Origin of the sequence: Priestia sp. FSL R5-0597, from assembly GCF_038006305.1 — a bacterium.
GTDB lineage: Bacteria > Bacillota > Bacilli > Bacillales > Bacillaceae_H > Priestia > Priestia zanthoxyli.
In genome coordinates, this window is the sequence record NZ_JBBOUZ010000001.1 from 4,613,921 (window position 1) to 4,630,104 (window position 16,184).

At 38.8% G+C, this 16,184-nt stretch carries 16 protein-coding genes; 2 read left to right on the forward strand and 14 right to left on the reverse strand.

Going from position 1 to position 16,184, the window contains the following annotated elements; genetic code table 11:
• Positions 1–220: 220 nt before the first annotated feature.
• From MKX72_RS24315 to MKX72_RS24330, 4 genes are all read right to left on the reverse strand, one after another.
• Positions 221–1,297 carry a bifunctional 3-deoxy-7-phosphoheptulonate synthase/chorismate mutase gene (locus MKX72_RS24315; RefSeq protein WP_033579601.1) on the reverse strand — a complete coding sequence of 359 codons (1,077 nt, stop codon included), beginning with the start codon at positions 1,295–1,297 and terminating at the stop codon, positions 221–223.
• A 227-nt stretch (positions 1,298–1,524) separates the two neighbouring features.
• A complete protein-coding gene (ytxJ, locus tag MKX72_RS24320) occupies positions 1,525–1,848 on the reverse strand; it encodes a bacillithiol system redox-active protein YtxJ (RefSeq protein WP_028411816.1) in 324 nt (107 codons plus the stop codon).
• Positions 1,849–2,098: 250 nt separating this feature from the next.
• Positions 2,099–2,554, reverse strand: a complete 456-nt coding sequence (locus MKX72_RS24325) for a YtxH domain-containing protein (RefSeq protein ID WP_013059496.1) — start codon at positions 2,552–2,554, stop codon at positions 2,099–2,101.
• Positions 2,555–2,581: 27 nt separating this feature from the next.
• Positions 2,582–3,067 (reverse strand): DUF948 domain-containing protein, encoded by a 486-nt coding sequence (locus MKX72_RS24330; protein WP_028411817.1) that lies wholly within the window; start codon positions 3,065–3,067, stop codon positions 2,582–2,584.
• A gap of 282 nt (positions 3,068–3,349) precedes the next feature.
• Between MKX72_RS24330 and MKX72_RS24335 the strand changes: the two genes are divergently transcribed.
• Positions 3,350–4,465, forward strand: a complete 1,116-nt coding sequence (locus MKX72_RS24335; protein WP_028411818.1) for an aminopeptidase — start codon at positions 3,350–3,352, stop codon at positions 4,463–4,465.
• A 42-nt stretch (positions 4,466–4,507) separates the two neighbouring features.
• Here the strand turns inward: MKX72_RS24335 and murC are convergent, their stop codons facing one another.
• The 8 genes from murC to MKX72_RS24375 form a co-directional block, all read right to left on the reverse strand.
• Complete coding sequence (gene murC / locus MKX72_RS24340; protein ID WP_013059499.1) at positions 4,508–5,809, reverse strand: UDP-N-acetylmuramate--L-alanine ligase; 1,302 nt, start codon at positions 5,807–5,809, stop codon at positions 4,508–4,510.
• Positions 5,810–5,994: 185 nt separating this feature from the next.
• On the reverse strand, positions 5,995–6,648 hold the full coding sequence (locus MKX72_RS24345) for a hypothetical protein (RefSeq protein WP_033579600.1): 654 nt from the start codon (positions 6,646–6,648) through the stop codon (positions 5,995–5,997).
• 340 nt (positions 6,649–6,988) lie between these two features.
• Entirely contained in the window at positions 6,989–10,090 is a 3,102-nt protein-coding gene (locus MKX72_RS24350; RefSeq protein WP_033579599.1) for a DNA translocase FtsK, read from the reverse strand.
• 429 nt (positions 10,091–10,519) lie between these two features.
• Positions 10,520–11,125: a YtpR family tRNA-binding protein gene (ytpR, locus tag MKX72_RS24355; protein WP_028411821.1), complete on the reverse strand. Its 606-nt coding sequence runs from the start codon at positions 11,123–11,125 to the stop codon at positions 10,520–10,522.
• A 2-nt stretch (positions 11,126–11,127) separates the two neighbouring features.
• The gene (locus tag MKX72_RS24360; RefSeq protein WP_080754456.1) at positions 11,128–11,940 is read right to left on the reverse strand and encodes a DUF1444 domain-containing protein; all 813 of its coding nucleotides are present in this window, start codon (positions 11,938–11,940) and stop codon (positions 11,128–11,130) included.
• Positions 11,941–12,012: 72 nt separating this feature from the next.
• Positions 12,013–12,330, reverse strand: coding sequence for a thioredoxin family protein (locus MKX72_RS24365; RefSeq protein WP_013059504.1), 318 nt, complete (start codon positions 12,328–12,330; stop codon positions 12,013–12,015).
• A gap of 153 nt (positions 12,331–12,483) precedes the next feature.
• Complete coding sequence (locus tag MKX72_RS24370) at positions 12,484–13,008, reverse strand: DUF84 family protein (protein ID WP_033579598.1); 525 nt, start codon at positions 13,006–13,008, stop codon at positions 12,484–12,486.
• A gap of 58 nt (positions 13,009–13,066) precedes the next feature.
• Entirely contained in the window at positions 13,067–14,140 is a 1,074-nt protein-coding gene (locus MKX72_RS24375; protein ID WP_013059506.1) for a M42 family metallopeptidase, read from the reverse strand.
• A gap of 152 nt (positions 14,141–14,292) precedes the next feature.
• Between MKX72_RS24375 and MKX72_RS24380 the strand changes: the two genes are divergently transcribed.
• Positions 14,293–14,604, forward strand: a complete 312-nt coding sequence (locus MKX72_RS24380; RefSeq protein WP_028411825.1) for a PepSY domain-containing protein — start codon at positions 14,293–14,295, stop codon at positions 14,602–14,604.
• Here the strand turns inward: MKX72_RS24380 and MKX72_RS24385 are convergent.
• Positions 14,573–15,430: a YtnP family quorum-quenching lactonase gene (locus tag MKX72_RS24385; protein ID WP_033579597.1), complete on the reverse strand. Its 858-nt coding sequence runs from the start codon at positions 15,428–15,430 to the stop codon at positions 14,573–14,575. The genes MKX72_RS24380 and MKX72_RS24385 overlap by 32 nt on opposite strands.
• A gap of 75 nt (positions 15,431–15,505) precedes the next feature.
• Positions 15,506–16,156, reverse strand: a complete 651-nt coding sequence (trmB, locus tag MKX72_RS24390) for a tRNA (guanosine(46)-N7)-methyltransferase TrmB (protein WP_028411827.1) — start codon at positions 16,154–16,156, stop codon at positions 15,506–15,508.
• Positions 16,157–16,184 lie beyond the last annotated feature (28 nt).

Consider the following 16,184-nt stretch of genomic DNA (forward strand, 5'->3'; position numbering starts at 1 on the left):
ATTTACCGCCTTTTTCCGACAAGTTTCACGAGAATTTCATAAATTCTTGTTTTTTGGATTTGCACTTATTCTTTCCTATTTTGACAAAAGTTATCGACTGTTTTCAAAATACGTGATAATTTCGCTTATCTTTATTATAACGAAAGGCAAACAAGCTTGAAACCATTAAGTGCCTCAAACTTGTCATAAAAGTATACGAATTTTTCTTTTTTACGTTTTTTTATAAATTTAAGTTACATATAGGTTTTAGCTGCTTCATAAATTCTGTAAATTGTGGAATATCCATTTGCTGAGCTGAGTCAGAAAGTGCTACCGCCGGATCTGGATGAACTTCTGCCATAATTCCATCCGCACCAATGGCAAGAGCCGCTTTAGCCGTTGGAACAAGCAAATCTCGTCTTCCTGTTGAATGCGTGACGTCGACTAAAACAGGTAAATGAGTTTCTTGTTTTAAAATGGGAACGGCTGAAATATCCAGCGTATTTCGCGTTGCTCGCTCATACGTACGAATTCCTCGTTCACACAAAATCAGCTGATCATTTCCTTTTGATACAATGTATTCAGCAGCATTAATAAACTCATCAATCGTAGCGGCTAAGCCCCGCTTTAATAAGACAGGCTTCTTCACCGCACCCGCTTCTTTTAACAGCTCAAAATTTTGCATATTACGAGCACCAATTTGAATCACATCTACGTATTCTACAGCCGTTTCAATATCAGCGGGGTCGACAATTTCACTAATAACGGCTAAATCATATTCGTCAGCTACTCTTTTTAAAATTTGCAGTCCTTCTAAGCCGAGGCCTTGAAAATCATAAGGAGATGTTCTTGGCTTGTAGGCTCCGCCTCTAAGCATCCGCACACCCTGCTGCTTTACGGCTTTTGCTACGGCTGCTACTTGCTCATAGCTTTCAACGGAACAAGGTCCTGCTACAAAACGCTGAAGTCCGTCACCAATTGTTTCTCCTTTTACCGTAACGATTGTATTTTCCGGCTTCTTTTTACGGGATACAAGAAGTGCTTTACGATGATCATCTTCTTGAAGCTCTAAATGAGCTTTGAAAATCTCTTTGAAAATATGTTGAAGCGTAGATGTTTGAAACGGTCCTTCATTCTTGCTTAAAATCGCATCAAGCATTGCTCGTTCACGAACAGGGTCAAACCGTTTGGTTGACTGCATTCCTTTTAATTTTCCTATTTCTTGAACAAGCTCGCCTCGCTCATTAATAAGCTTTAACAGTTTCATATTTACTTCGTCAATTTGAGATCGCAAATGCTGAAGATCTGAATTCGTCATGTACGTCCACCCTTTCACTGATTTTAAAAAATCCGTTTAGCAGGGTTACTACATAAGATGATAGGTGATGGAGGATATATGTAAGGGGCTTCTCTGCTTTTATGTGCTAAACTACATCTATTGTACGAAAAAGTGGATGAAACCGCAATCAGCTTACAAAAAAAACCGAACGATTAATCGTTCGGATCTTCCTTCACCTAAACTGCTTTTGTACCAGCCTCTTTCAATTAATGAGCTACATTTTTCGCTAATTCTTCTTCGTTAATGTTCCAGTGAGAAGCGTGCCACTTCACTTTTCCATCTTCAAACAGAAGCGCTTGAGGTGATTCATGCTTCACTTCATACGTTTCAGCAATATAGTTGGATACGTCTCGTGAATCTTGCACATGAAGATAATAAGAAGGAATGTCTTCATGACTAGAAGCAAACGCTGAAAATGCCTCATGACCAGCTGCACTAATTGGACACGTCGTGCTGTGCTTTAAAAATAAAAAGCGATGGTTTTCCTTAATAACTTGTTCGAACTCTTCAACTGTTGAAATCTTTTTCATTTTTTTCACCCTTTCTGTACTTACTCTTAAGTTTACATGGTTTGACCGTTTCCATACAAAAAGAGTGCTCAGCTTTATGTATAATGCTAATGAATTTATTTATAAGGTGAAGTTATTTTCAGCATAGAAAGAAAAGAACTTGTTAAATTAAAATCCCTCTGATGAAACTAACATTTACTTGCCGTTACCCAACCTAAATTACATACAAAAAAAGCGTTCACCCTATAGGGTAAACGCTTTTGATTCTTTATTATGGTCGTGGCACTGTGCTTTCCACTTCATCTAATGCTTTTTGAGCTTCTGTTAGCTTCTGTTGAACGTCTTCGTTGCTTTGAGACTCCACTTCATCAGCAAGCACTTCTAAGCTCGTTGGAGGTAATGCTTCGTGTTCAGGATCTACTTTACGGAAGTTTTTCACTTTGTCCACTACTTGTGAAGATTGCTCAGATAATGTTTGTGATAAACCAGCCGTTTTTTCTTTAGCCGTTTGAGCAAACCCTTGTCCTTTTTCAACAGCGCTGTTTTTCGCTTGCTCTGTTTTTAAACGAACGTAAGCTGCCTGCTCATTTAAATCCGAACGGAACTCTTTACCTGATTTTGGAGCAAGTAATAATGCCGTTGCAGCTCCTACAACTCCTCCAATCACTGTTCCTACTAAAAAGCCTTTATTTGAAGTGTTGTTTGGTTTATTTGGTTTGTTTGACATATGCGTCTCCTCCTTTAAAGTTCATCCTTATGAAAATGAGCGTGAGCGTTGAACCGCTTTTTCTTTTACTTCAACAGGTACAGGCTCCGCGTCAATTTTTTTCTGTTTTCTTAATTTTATACGTTCCCATACGTCTAATGCAACATTGCTCCATTGAACGACTTGAGCAACAGTTTCTTTATTTTCTTCTACTTTCTCTGAAACGCTTGATGATACGCTTTTAATCGACTTATTTAGGTCTTGGATTGAGTCACCTACGCCTTTAACAGAATCCACGACTGTGTTCAGCGCTTCGGATTTACGCTGAATATCTTCAGCTAACAGATTAGTCTTATGTAAAAGTGCAGTTGTTTCAGCTGTGATTCCTGTCATTTGCTTTTCTACACCGTCTAAAGTACCTGCCACTGAATTTAATGTGTGCTGAACGGATTTCAATGTTTTTGACACGGAAACCACCAGGTAAAAAATCGCAATGGCAACAATAGCAGCGCTTAAATAAAGAATAATAACCATCTGTGCAAGGCACCTCCTATTTTCATCTCTCTTGTTATAACTACTTTCCCAATTTTATAAACAATTAAACCTTCTATTCCCTATAGACTCTTTAACTTTACCATATTCTCTCTGCATTTATTCATAAAAAGGGAAGATTGCTACATTATTTCGCGATATATGAGTTATTTCCCTTCCTAAAGAAAAAAAGGATTTTAAAGCATAAAAACAAACAAAATAAGCTCAGTGGGGTACAATGGAAAGTGAATCATCAATCATTGTTATTTTAAGGAGGCACTATTTATGAAAGACCCTAGAATTGCAACATTAGCTAAAAATTTAATTAATTATTCTGTTCGCCTTCAAAAAGGAGAAAAAGTATTAATCGAAAACTTTGGACTTCAGCGCGAGCTTGTGACAGCACTTGTAGATGAAGCGTACAAGGCCGGTGGCTACCCGTTTGTACTGCTAAAAGATCATTCGGTAGACCGAGCTCTTTTAAACGGTGCACAAGAAGAGCAGTACAATATGATGGCAGACTTCGAAGCAAATGTGATGAAAGAAATGGATGCTTATATTGGCTTACGTTCTGGTTCAAACATTTTTGAACAATCAGATGTTCCGGCAGATAAAATGAAAATCCAAGGGAATACGATCGGTAAAAAAGTACATAGAGAAATTCGCGTTCCAAAAACAAAATGGGTCGTTCTTCGCTACCCAAACGATTCAATGGCGCAGCTTGCTAAAATGAGTACAGAAGCATTTGAAGATTTTTATTTCGATGTATGCAACTTAGACTATGGCAAAATGAGCAAAGCGATGGATGCTTTAGTTGAGCTCATGAACCGTACGGACAAAGTGCGTTTAACGGGTGAGAATACAGACTTAACGTTCTCTATTAAAGATATTCCTGCAGTGAAGTGTGCCGGAGAAATGAATATTCCGGACGGTGAAGTATACACGGCTCCTGTACGTGATTCTGTAAACGGAACAATTTCTTACAACACTCCTTCTAACTATCAAGGCTTTACGTTTGAGAATGTATCCTTAACATTTAAAAACGGTAAAATTGTTGAAGCAACCGCTAATGATACAGAACGCATCAACGGCATTTTTGATACAGATGAAGGCGCTCGTTTTGTTGGCGAATTTGCGATTGGCGTAAATCCGTATATTCAACATCCAATGCAAGACATTTTATTTGATGAAAAAATTGACGGAAGCTTCCACTTCACTCCTGGCGAGTGCTACGAAGATGCGTATAACGGAAACAAGTCAAATATTCACTGGGATATGGTGATGATTCAGCGCCCAGAATACGGTGGCGGTGAGATTTATTTCGATGACGTGTTGATTCGTAAAGACGGGCTATTTGTCATTGAAGAATTAAAAGCGTTAAACCCTGAAAATTTAAAATGAGTTTTGAAATAAAAAAAAGGCACTCAGGAGAGTGCCTTTTTTTTATGATACGGTTTGCTGATATAGTTTTTCAAACTTTTGAATGTCTCCAGCACCCATAAATACTAATACAGCTTCATTATGGTCTTTTAACGATTCAATTGTTTCTTCATTAATTAATTCAGCTCCGCTGATTTTGCTTCGTAGATCTTCAATTGATAATTTACCTTGATGCTCACGGGCTGATCCAAAAATGTCACATAGATATACTTTATCAGCGTGCTGTAAGCTTGCTGCAAAGTCCTCTAAGAACGTTTGTGTACGCGTAAACGTATGCGGTTGGAAAACAGCCACAACTTCGCGGTTTGGATACTTTTGACGAGCAGCTGAAATCGTTGCATTAATTTCCGTTGGATGGTGTGCATAATCATCGATTAGCACTTGTTTGCCAACGTTCTTTTCGCTGAAACGACGCTTTACACCTTGATATGTTTTAAAACGCTCTTGCAGCACAGCAACGTCAATTTCTTCATAATGACAAAGTGCAATAACGGAAAGTGCATTTAAGATGTTATGGTCGCCATACCCTGGAATCTCAAATGATGCGTGGAATGTATTTCGAACGAACACGTCAAATGTTGTGCCTGTTGTGCTTTTTACGATATTACGTGCTTGGAAATCATTTTCTTCGCCTAATCCGTAATAAAGAACAGGTACCTTCGCTTGAATTTGCTGCAGATGTTCATCGTCTCCACAGGCAATAATTCCTTTTTTGACTTGAAGTGCCATCTCTTGGAACGCGCTGAATACATCATCGATATTGGCAAAATAATCAGGGTGATCAAAATCAATATTCGTCATAATTGCATAGTCTGGCGTATAAGATAAGAAGTGGCGGCGATACTCACATGCCTCAAACGCAAAATACTTGCTGTCTTTTACACCTTTACCCGTACCGTCTCCAATTAAATATGAAGTAGGTTCAGCTCCTTGAATCACATGCGCTAACATACCCGTTGTGGATGTTTTTCCGTGTGCTCCTGTTACAGCTACACTCGTATACTGTTTCATAAAGTCACCTAAGAAACGGTGATAGCGTACAAGCTTGACTCCTTCTTTTGAAGCTGCTTCTGCAATTTCTTCATGCGTATCAGGAAAAGCATTTCCTGCAATTACAGTCATGCCGTCTTTAATATTATTTTTATCAAATGGTAAAACAGGAATTCCCTGCTGTTCTAGTGCTTTTTGCGTAAAAATTTCTTTTTCAATATCCGATCCTTGAACTTGAAAGCCCATATCGTTTAGGATTTGCGCAAGCGCACTCATTCCTGTTCCTTTAATACCTACAAAATGGTAAACTGTCATATAAAGAACCTCCAACATTCGTCTATCTGTAAGACAGTATATGACGGTTATCTAGAATTGCTCTTACAAACGTATATAAATGTCGTTTGATTGCTGATTTCACGATAACATTCGTACATTATATCACTTCTTATAACATAACTCCATGACTCCATTTCTACTCTCTTCCCTTGCGAAACGGCCTTTTATTTTGGCTTCATCACATAGTATATAGCCTGCTGTTTTAAAAACGATCGCCATGTCATTGCATTTTTTTTGTCATTATATTGGGTTACTAACTGTTCAATGCGTTGTTTATGTCCTAAAAAGAAAGAGTCAATTAACACGTCATATCCGATTGATTTTATTTTTCGAATCCAAATTACTTGTTGTTCCTCTAAATTTGCAAATCTTCCTCTTACATCTTTGATGATAACCTGCTCATTTGTCAATGGGGTATATCCTTTTAAGAAAAACGAATTAGGTACTTTAGACACAATAATTGGCTCTAGTACACTCGTCAAAAAAAAGGCTCCTTGAATTAAAAACGACTCTGTTTTCTGCTTCGCCTGATCAGCTAAAAACAGCTGCAGCAGGGTTTTCCCCTGAATGGTTACATATTCAAATGCAAACCACTGAAAAAATAATTGTTCATGGGAATCAGATAGAGCCGCCTCATGAGGCAAGTTTACTAACTCTTTAAATAGATGTGAAGCCCGCACTTTTTCTCGTATATTCGTATAGCGGTTCACAAAAAAGCAATATTGATTGTAAAAGTCGCAAATAGCATTATCAGACTGAAGCTGCTTTTGTTCACGAATTTCATTAAAGTTAATCAGTTCATGATTTTCTTCTGTCATTACTCTTCACTCGTACTCTAATTATTTTGGTTTGTCCTCTTTAAACGCCTTCAGCTCATATGTTTCAGCTGGTGAGAAATGATAGCAAACTATCACATGCTAAAAAAGCAAAACACACATTATCCTTACATATAGTAAATCATTTTACTAGTTCTGACAAACCTTTTCCTTTTTTTCCTGATGGATTTCTTCCAAAATCCCTACTCAAATTCTGTATAAACGAACTTAAAGCAGGAAAAAAAGAGGCGGCGGATACAGTGACAGAGCGTTAGCTCACATAAAGCTGTATCCTGCTGATTTTGCATAGCCTCTTTTTTTAACCTACATGCAGAAAAACAGCTTAAAATGTAGAAGTGGCTGTTTGACTTTCCATTTCCTGAAGCTCGTTTTCGGTAATGAGCACATCTCTCGGCTTGCTTCCTCTTGCTTCTGAAATAATTCCTTGCTGCTCCATCATATCAATTAGGCGCGCTGCGCGATTGTACCCCATTCTGAAGCGTCTTTGCAGACTGGAAGTAGATGCACCGCCTTGGTCTAGCACAAACTCGCATGCTTCATAGAAAAGCTCATCTTCTTCATTTGAAGCAAAGCTTTGCTGCTTTTTCAACAAATCTTCTTGATCAAATAAGTATGTTGGCTTCATTTGCTTTTTGACATGATCTACAACGCGATCAATTTCTTCATCTGAAACAAAGTTCCCTTGAATTCGAACGCTTTTAGAAGATCCGTTTTCAAGAAGCAGCATATCACCTTTACCTAATAGCTTCTCTGCTCCTCCTGTGTCGATAATTGTACGTGAATCAACTTGCGAAGAAACAGAAAATGCGATACGCGTTGGCACATTTGCTTTAATTAAGCCTGTAATAACATCTACGGAAGGACGCTGCGTTGCAAGCAATAAGTGAATGCCACACGCTCTTGCCTTTTGTGCAATACGGCAAATAGCTTCCTCTACTTCCCCTGGAGATACCATCATCAAGTCGGCAAGTTCATCAATAATAATAACTAGATACGGCAGCTCCCCGCTTTTTTCATTATGTTCTTTTACACGTTCGTTGTATTTTGTAATATCACGTACGCCCGCATGTGCAAACAGTTCGTAACGGCGCTCCATTTCCTCTACTGCCCACTTTAAAGCTGTAGTAGCTGCTTTCGCATCCGTGATAACCGGGCTGACTAAATGCGGAATGCCGTTGTAAGGAGCTAGCTCAACCATTTTAGGGTCAATTAACATAAGCTTGACTTCGTGTGGCGCAGCTTTATAAAGCAAGCTGACGATAATGGTATTAATACACACACTTTTACCAGACCCCGTCGCTCCAGCAATTAAACCGTGAGGCATTTTGTTCAAGTCAGTCACAACCGGCGTTCCTGAAATATCTAACCCTAACGCCACCGTTAAAGGAGAGTTATCTTTTCTAAAAGAAGGATGCCTCAAAATTTCGCGAATTAACACCGGCTTACTTTGACGATTTGGCACTTCAATTCCAATCGTATTTTTCCCTGGAATTGGCGCTTCAATTCGAATATCACGCGCGGCTAGGCTCAGTTTAATATCATCTGTTAAATTCGTAATTTTGTTCACTTTCACACCGGGTTCAGGATGTACTTCAAATCTGGTTACGGTAGGACCTTGCGTGACGTTTACGACCTTAGCTCGAACGTTAAAGTTTTTTAATGTCATATCCAAAAGCTCACGCTGCTCATCCGCCCATTGATTATCTTCTTCAATAGCAGCTGGAGGAATGTTAAGCAAGTTCATTCCAGGAAATGCATAAGGAGAAGAAGCTTTTACATTTACAGGTTCTTCAGATTTTAATGAAGCCTGCGGAACCACTTCTTCGGTTTTTTCACCGTGAACTTCTTCTTGCCTACTTACTTCCGTTTTTTTTTGCAGAGCTTCTGCCTCCTGCCTTTGGTATGAACCTTGGGACGACTGACTTTTTTCTCGAGCGCTGTTATCCATCTTCGTGCGGTCTTTTTTCAGCATCATTACGTTAAAAGGCACTAATCGCTTACCGCGAGCTCGTTCAGCATTCCCTGGCTGTTCTGCAGGTACAAGAGGTTCTACAGCTGACTCTTGCTGTACTTGTCCTTGTAACTCTTGACTTTCTTGCATCCTGCTCTCTTCCTCTTTTATCACTGAATTTTCAAGCTCTCGGTGCACAACAGCGGATACCGCTTCTGGTTGCCATTCATCAGCTGCGGGTTGCGATGGATGTAAACTTTCAGAATTCAGCTCATGTTCTGCTTCAACATGAACACTGTTTGTTGGCTCTTCTAGAATGACGTCACTTTCTTTTTCAGCGGCTGGAACTTCTTCTCTCTTTCTAGGCTTTAGTGCTTCTACTTCTTCTGCTTGTAAAAACGCTGGGCTTTCTTCCATCAACGTTTCTGCTTCTGCCTCTTCAGCTTCATTTCCGATCTCTTGTTGGAAAGAAACGGATGATTCAAACGGAGGCGTTTCCTTTGAAATTGGAGCCTCTTCAGCTACTGCTGTTTCTTCCGCCAAATCCCAGTCGGTAGCTTTCTCTTTTGCCACTAACGGTTCGACCGCATGTGATTCTTCAAAAGTTGGAACCTCTTCCTGTTCTTTTACGGCTACTGAAGAACTTGGCTTTTCTTCAGGAAATGATATCTTCTCTTTTTGATTCTCCTCATATTGCTTCCACTGAGCAAAACGCTGAGAAGACAGTTGCATCATTTCTTCCGTTTCTTGAATCTGTGCTTCTTCCGCTATAGGCTTAGAAACTGGTTTTCTTAACGGCTCTACAACAGACGTATTCATCGCTCGTCGGTAAATTTCATCTTCAAACGCTGCTTTTGATAACTGTGTACTCGGAAGCTCATATTCTACTACTTCCTCACTTCCGTTTTGTACAACATTAGAAGGCCGCTTATTAAACCCATAAACAGGTGAAGGGATTTCAGTCGGACGGAACGGACGTTTTCTTACTTGCGGAATCGCTTCTTTCTTTTCAGATACCGCTTTTAACGGCTGAGATACTGACTTAGGCTGCGTTAGCGCCGACTTGCGAACAGGCTCTTGATAAAACGGAGCCGGTGCCTTTTTTGCTACAGGCCTTGGTTCATTTTTAGGAGCTGCTGCCTTTTTTGCTTCTCCCGTATCATCAATTAAAGGGAAACGAAACGTTCCTTTTGGGTATTGATAAGCTACTTTTGTATGAACATCTTGCTGCTCTTCACTGTAATTCCGCTTTTGCGTTCTGGCCGAGTGTGGAACAGAAGGTTTTGGCGCTGCTTTCATCACTGGCTTTTGATGAACTGACTGCATTTGTTTAGGCTTAGTAGCCCTCTTTTTAGGAATTGTTTTTTCTCTATTTAAAGGGTATTCTTCCGTTGTATTTCCATGTTCGTCTACAACGATTTCTTTCACTTCGTATCCTAGTAAATAATCCATTACTTTTCGTACAAAACCCATTTTTATCACTCTTTCTATCAGACTATCTTACTTCGTTTAGCCTCTTATATCGCAGTGCTGCGACATCTACAAAAAGCTATCCATACATCCTTTATTTACCTTTGGCCTCAAAGTATTCTCTGAGATGGATATATATACTATCTTTTCATTTATCATTCTATCACGTATGCTTGAACTCTTACTATAAAATCTACTATTTTGCTTCCCTTATTTATACAGTAAAATTCCTCTTTGCAAAAATATTTTTTCATGTTTAATTAGCACTCATAATTAAACGCGAAAAAAGCCACTAGTCTAGACTAGTGGCTTTTAATTTTATCAAACCTTTTTAAGAATTGACAATTGCTTTTCAGCAACTGTAACGCTTTGAAATATACGTGTAAAAAAACATCCTGCTTTTGCCCTATAAATTAGTATCACACTCTGCTTTTATGCTTGAAAAGGCTGACCTACTTCATATTTGTCTTCAAGTACTAAAATCCCTTTTTCTTGAGGAGCGTTCGGAAGCGCCAGCTCTTTAGCAGAGCAAATCATGCCTGAAGAAGGTACACCGCGCAGCTCTGCATCTTTAATGATCATACCGCTTGGCATAACCGCTCCTACTTTTGCTACGACGACTTTTTGACCTGCGTCTACATTTGGTGCTCCACATACAATTTGAAGTGTTTCTGTGCCAACATCTACTTTACAGATGTTTAGCTTATCTGCATTTGGATGCTTTTCTTTTTCTTGAACATATCCAACTACAAACTTAGGAGATAAATCCACTTCAAGTTTACCTTCAAAACCACTTTCGCTAAGTACACGATTTACTTCTTCCACCATTTCTTCTGTTAATTCAAGAGAACCATTTCCCTCTACTTTTAACTTAGAAGAAGCATGAAAGATGTTATAGCCAGCCGTTGTATTTGATTTTTGATCAAAGATACGCACAACGTCGCTTTTTGTTTCAAACGTGCGATTTTCAATTGCAATATCTTCTAGCTTGACGATTAACGTATCGCCGATACCTTCTTTATTATAAAAAAGATTCATAATTAGTCCCGTCCTTTACTGCGATTTTTTCCTAGAATAAAAATAGGTTCTAGCTCACCGTTTTCGTATAAAAATGAAAGAGCTGTGATGGGTACACGTCCACTTGCAAAAAAGCTCATGGTCATTTGCGCAAGAATATCATAACCCGTTTCGTTTTGGATATCAGCTAGAATCAGCACATCTTGATGAGGTACTGCTACAGCCATTGTGCCCGAAACACTAGAAGCAAAATCTTGCAAAAATGCCTCGTTAAGAATTCGGCTTGCATCGTATCCATCGTTCTGATTTACAAAATAAAAGTCATTGCCTGCTACCGTATCTTTTTTATGTGAAATCGGCAAAGAGCGAAGATTAAATTTAGCCATTTCCCGCACTGCGGATAGATCTAAATTTTCCTTACGAATTAGTTTCTCATCTAATAGACGATATGTATTGCCTAAATCAAGCGCATAATAAATGCGTGTTTCAGCTGTATGTTCATCATAAATCAACGGCACGTCTTCATTCGATTTATCCGGAAAAGACGTTGAGCGAATAACTGGATAAATGCGCTTTTCTTTTCCCGTTACCTGCTGTTCATCGTTCATAACACGAAGAGCTTCTTTTATATAATATACCATTTCATCTAGAGCCGCTTCCTTTTTTTCTTCCCATTTTGCAATTAGTCCAGGTAAAGAAATGGTTACACCTTTTTTCGTTTCCTTATGTTCAACGCGAAGCGTATCTTTTTCACGGTCAAATAAAAATGACCAATCCGCACCCGTTAATCGCTCTTCAAGTAGCTTTCTCATCTTTTGACTATTCATTTTCGCCATATTTACGCCTCCTTTTCTCATTTTTATGTATGAAGACTGATAGCAATTTATCGCTATCAGTCTTCACTTGTTTTATGCATTTAAGCCGTTAATGAACTCTTCAATTTCTTCTTTTGTTTTACGGTCTTTGCTGACAAAACGTCCTGTTTCTTCTCCGTTGCTGTAACCAACAAAGCTTGGAATACCAAAGATGCTTAATTCTGCACAAAGATCGATAAAGTCGTCGCGATCCACATAGTGAAATGTATACTCGCTGTGATTCGCCTCAATTTCTGGAAGCACAGGCTCGATTACTCGGCAATCTGGGCACCAGTCTGCTGAAAACATCATGATATGCTTTCCTTCTTTAATAATTTCTTTGTATTGTTCAATTGTTTGCATTTTTTCCATTTTTCTTTCCTCCACTTTTTCTTTTACTTTCGTATTTAAACGGCTAAAGCCCCATACATTTTTTAATCCTTCTACATCAAAACATAGTATATGAGTTGTTGCAACTATCATACACTGATGCTTTTCTATTATAAAGGGTTACAAAGGAATTTCCTATTGAACAGCTTGATTTGTCCTAAAATCTAGCTGTCCTTTTAGCATTAAAACAACCTGATAAAACATAGAAGTCCGATCTAAATTCCCATTGGTGAAAATGCCGATTGCTCCTTCTTTTTTTCGAATATTTTTTTGGTTTGTATACACTTCCATAGCTTCGGCTAATTCTTTTTTATCATGACGAAGCATGTCGGCTACCGCTTCAGGAAGCCGAATACGAGCCCCTCCACCTAAAATCGGTTCAAGGTCCTTAGAGGTAACAAGACTTCCCCAATTGCAAAGGAATAAGCCATGAGGTGTTTCCTGTACCCCTCCTTCAAGTCCAATGCCAATATCAGCACCTGTCTCTTTAACAGCAGCACGCGCGCGGTTAATCGCTCCTTGGATGGTTTCTTCATCAGAAAAAGGCTGTGGTGACACCCCGGACTGCACGTCTACCTCTACATATGTAAAAGTATCTCCAAATACTTTTTTTACTGCATTTACTTTTGTTGGATTCTTCGTTCCGATTGCAATTTTCATTTTTTTCTCCTGTCATGATGAAACAAAGCAACCGCAAAAGCAGCTGCTTTGTTCTTCTTTATCCGTTTTGTTTAATCGTATCAAGCGTTGTTTGGTCTGTAGAGCGTACAAGTTTGACTAATAATTCTTTTGCAGCTGCATAGTCATCCACATGAATCATAGATGCATGGGTATGAATATAACGTGAACATACGCCGATCACTGCAGAAGGAACTCCGTTATTAGAAGTATGAACGCGCCCTGCATCCGTACCTCCTGGAGAAACGAAGTATTGATAAGGGATGCTGTTTGTCTCAGCTGTATCTAAGATAAATTCTCTCATTCCTCTATGTGTGACCATCGTACGGTCAAAGATACGAAGTAATACGCCTTTTCCTAATTGTCCAAATGCATTTTTATCGCCTGACGTATCGTTAGCAGGACTAGCATCTAGTGCATAAAACAAATCCGGTTTAATCATATTCGCAGCTGATTGAGCACCGCGAAGTCCTACTTCTTCTTGAACAGTAGCTCCAGAATATAAGATATTTGGCAATTTTTCATTTTTTACTTCTTTTAATAATTCAATCGCAAGTCCGCACCCATAGCGGTTATCCCATGCTTTTGCCAGTATTTTCTTTTCATTTGCCATTGGCGTAAACGGACAAATCGGTACAATTTGATCGCCAGGACGAATGCCCATTTCTGCTACTTCCTGCTTGCTATCTGCGCCCACATCAATCATCATATTTTTAATGGCCATTGGCTTGTTGCGCTGTGATTCGTCTAATAAATGGGGAGGGATAGAAGCAATTACGCCGGTGATAGGACCTTTTTTTGTCACAACATGGACGCGTTGAGCTAGAAGTACTTGACTCCACCATCCTCCTAGAGTTTGAAAACGAAGCATTCCTTTATCAGTTACAGACGTAACCATAAATCCTACTTCGTCCATATGTCCTGCTACCATTACTTTAGGACCTTTTTCTTCATTATAGCGAACGCCGAATAAACTTCCTAACCCATCTTGAATGACTTCATCTACAAGGGGTTCAATTTGCGAGCGCATAAATGAACGTACTTGATGTTCGTTTCCAGCGGCACCTGGTAACTCCGTTAATGTTTTAAATAGAGATAGCGTTTCATTGTTCATATATACTCTCCTTTATGTATCATTTTCTTTATTGTATCGAAAACCGGAAATAGTTGCTAGTTCCGTCCTTCTCTTCTATGACTCAACTTAACAAAGCATTCGACAATTTGATATAATGATGAAAACATATCCTTAAAAAGCAGGTGAATAACGTGAAATGGACTCAACTAATAGCAGGAGCTGCAGTCGGATTTGCAAGCGCTTATATTATTCAAAAAAGAACGTCGTCAATTTCCTCATCGGAAGCCCTTACGATTGTTAAAAGCGCTTTTAAACAAAATGGGGCAATCGACGGCTCATGGATTGAAACGACGACTAAGGTCATTCAAAAGCATGGTCTCTCTTTTTATGGTTATACAGGTGGAATTATCAGAACACGTGATGCAAAACAGGAACATTACGAGTTTTTCATTGATAAAAAAAGCGGTGCTATTATTGAATTGACGCTGAATACACCCGTTTAATTTCGTCAACTATTTCTCCTTTGTTATCCCATTTTACAGCTCGATAAAAAGCATCATGATAAAAACTTAGCCAAGCTTGATGCTCATAGGCATAAGCTAACCACTGCTGCTTTTGTTCAATCGAAGTCATTGGATAGTCATCATATGCCATTACCCATAAGACATTTTGATGTGCATGTGTTGGCAAAAGATCGCCCATGTGCATTAAGATGTCATTGTTTCCTTTTAATATAACTACAGCATGACCATCGCTGTGACCGCCGGTATGATGAACCGTTACTCCAGGCACAATTTCATCTTTGTCGCTAAATGTTATTACTTGATGCTGAATAAATTCCCAATTTTGTTTCCAATACGTATTTTTAGAACGTATATTAGGATTCCTCATTTCATTCCACTCGATGTCACTAACAAAAATTCTTGCATTTGGAAAAGCAGAGGAAAAGTTTCCGTTGATACATTTTGTTAAGCCTGACACATGATCAAAGTGGAGATGCGTCATAATGATATGAGTAATATCTTCGCACGTGAACCCTAACTTTTGTAAGTCTTCAGCAATAAATGATTCTTCCGTTACGCCAAAATGACGCTTTTTTTTCTCATCCAACATCCCATTTCCTATACCTGCATCAATTAACATGAGGTGTTTTTCAGTTTGAACGAGCAAAGGATCAGTCCTCATGGGAATTCGATTCCCGTCTGAAATGGGATATTTTTTTGTCCAAAGCTCTTTTGGAACAACACCAAACATTGCCCCTCCATCTAAATGATTATTCCCTCCACGAAGCCATGTAACTTTTAATTCGCCTATTGTTAGCGTTTCCATTTTACACCTCCATTATATTCCTTTTTATTTTATCACTATCCCCTTCTCTTTTTGAACAAAAAAAGACTGAGGAACTCAGTCTTTTTCATTCAGGTATTTTACTTCACAGCGGTAAATGCGGCTGCCTTTTTGTGAAAATTTCTCTTCATATTCCGTCATAACATTGCCTTCAAAATCGCTTTTATGCAAATCTAAGCTAATGTACTTGAGAAGAAGTCCATATTCTGAAAAGCTTGTCAATGAATACTCAAATAGCCCTTGATTATCTGTTTTAAAGTGAATTTCTCCACCATCAACCAGCAGATTTTCATACATGCTTAAGAACGTTTTGTATGTTAAGCGGCGCTTGGCATGTCTCTTTTTTGGCCATGGATCAGAGAAATTGAGATAAACGCGACCCACATCATTTTTTGCAAAAAACTCACTAAGATGGTTAGCATCTACATTCAACAACTTTAAATTTGGAAGCTCTTCTTCAATCAATCGTTCTAGAGCACTTAAGATGACACTTTCATACATTTCAATTCCAATATAGTTGATATGCGGATTTTGTTTAGCCATCCCTACTAAAAATTGGCCTTTTCCTGTTCCTACTTCAATATGAAGAGGATTTTCATTTCCAAAAACTTCTTTCCAGTTTCCTTTATACTCCGCTGGATTTGGAACCACGTATTGGGGATTTTCAGCAATTTTATCTTTTGCCCAAGGTTTGTTTCGTAATCTCATGTTGCACCTCTTTAATTTATTTTGACGC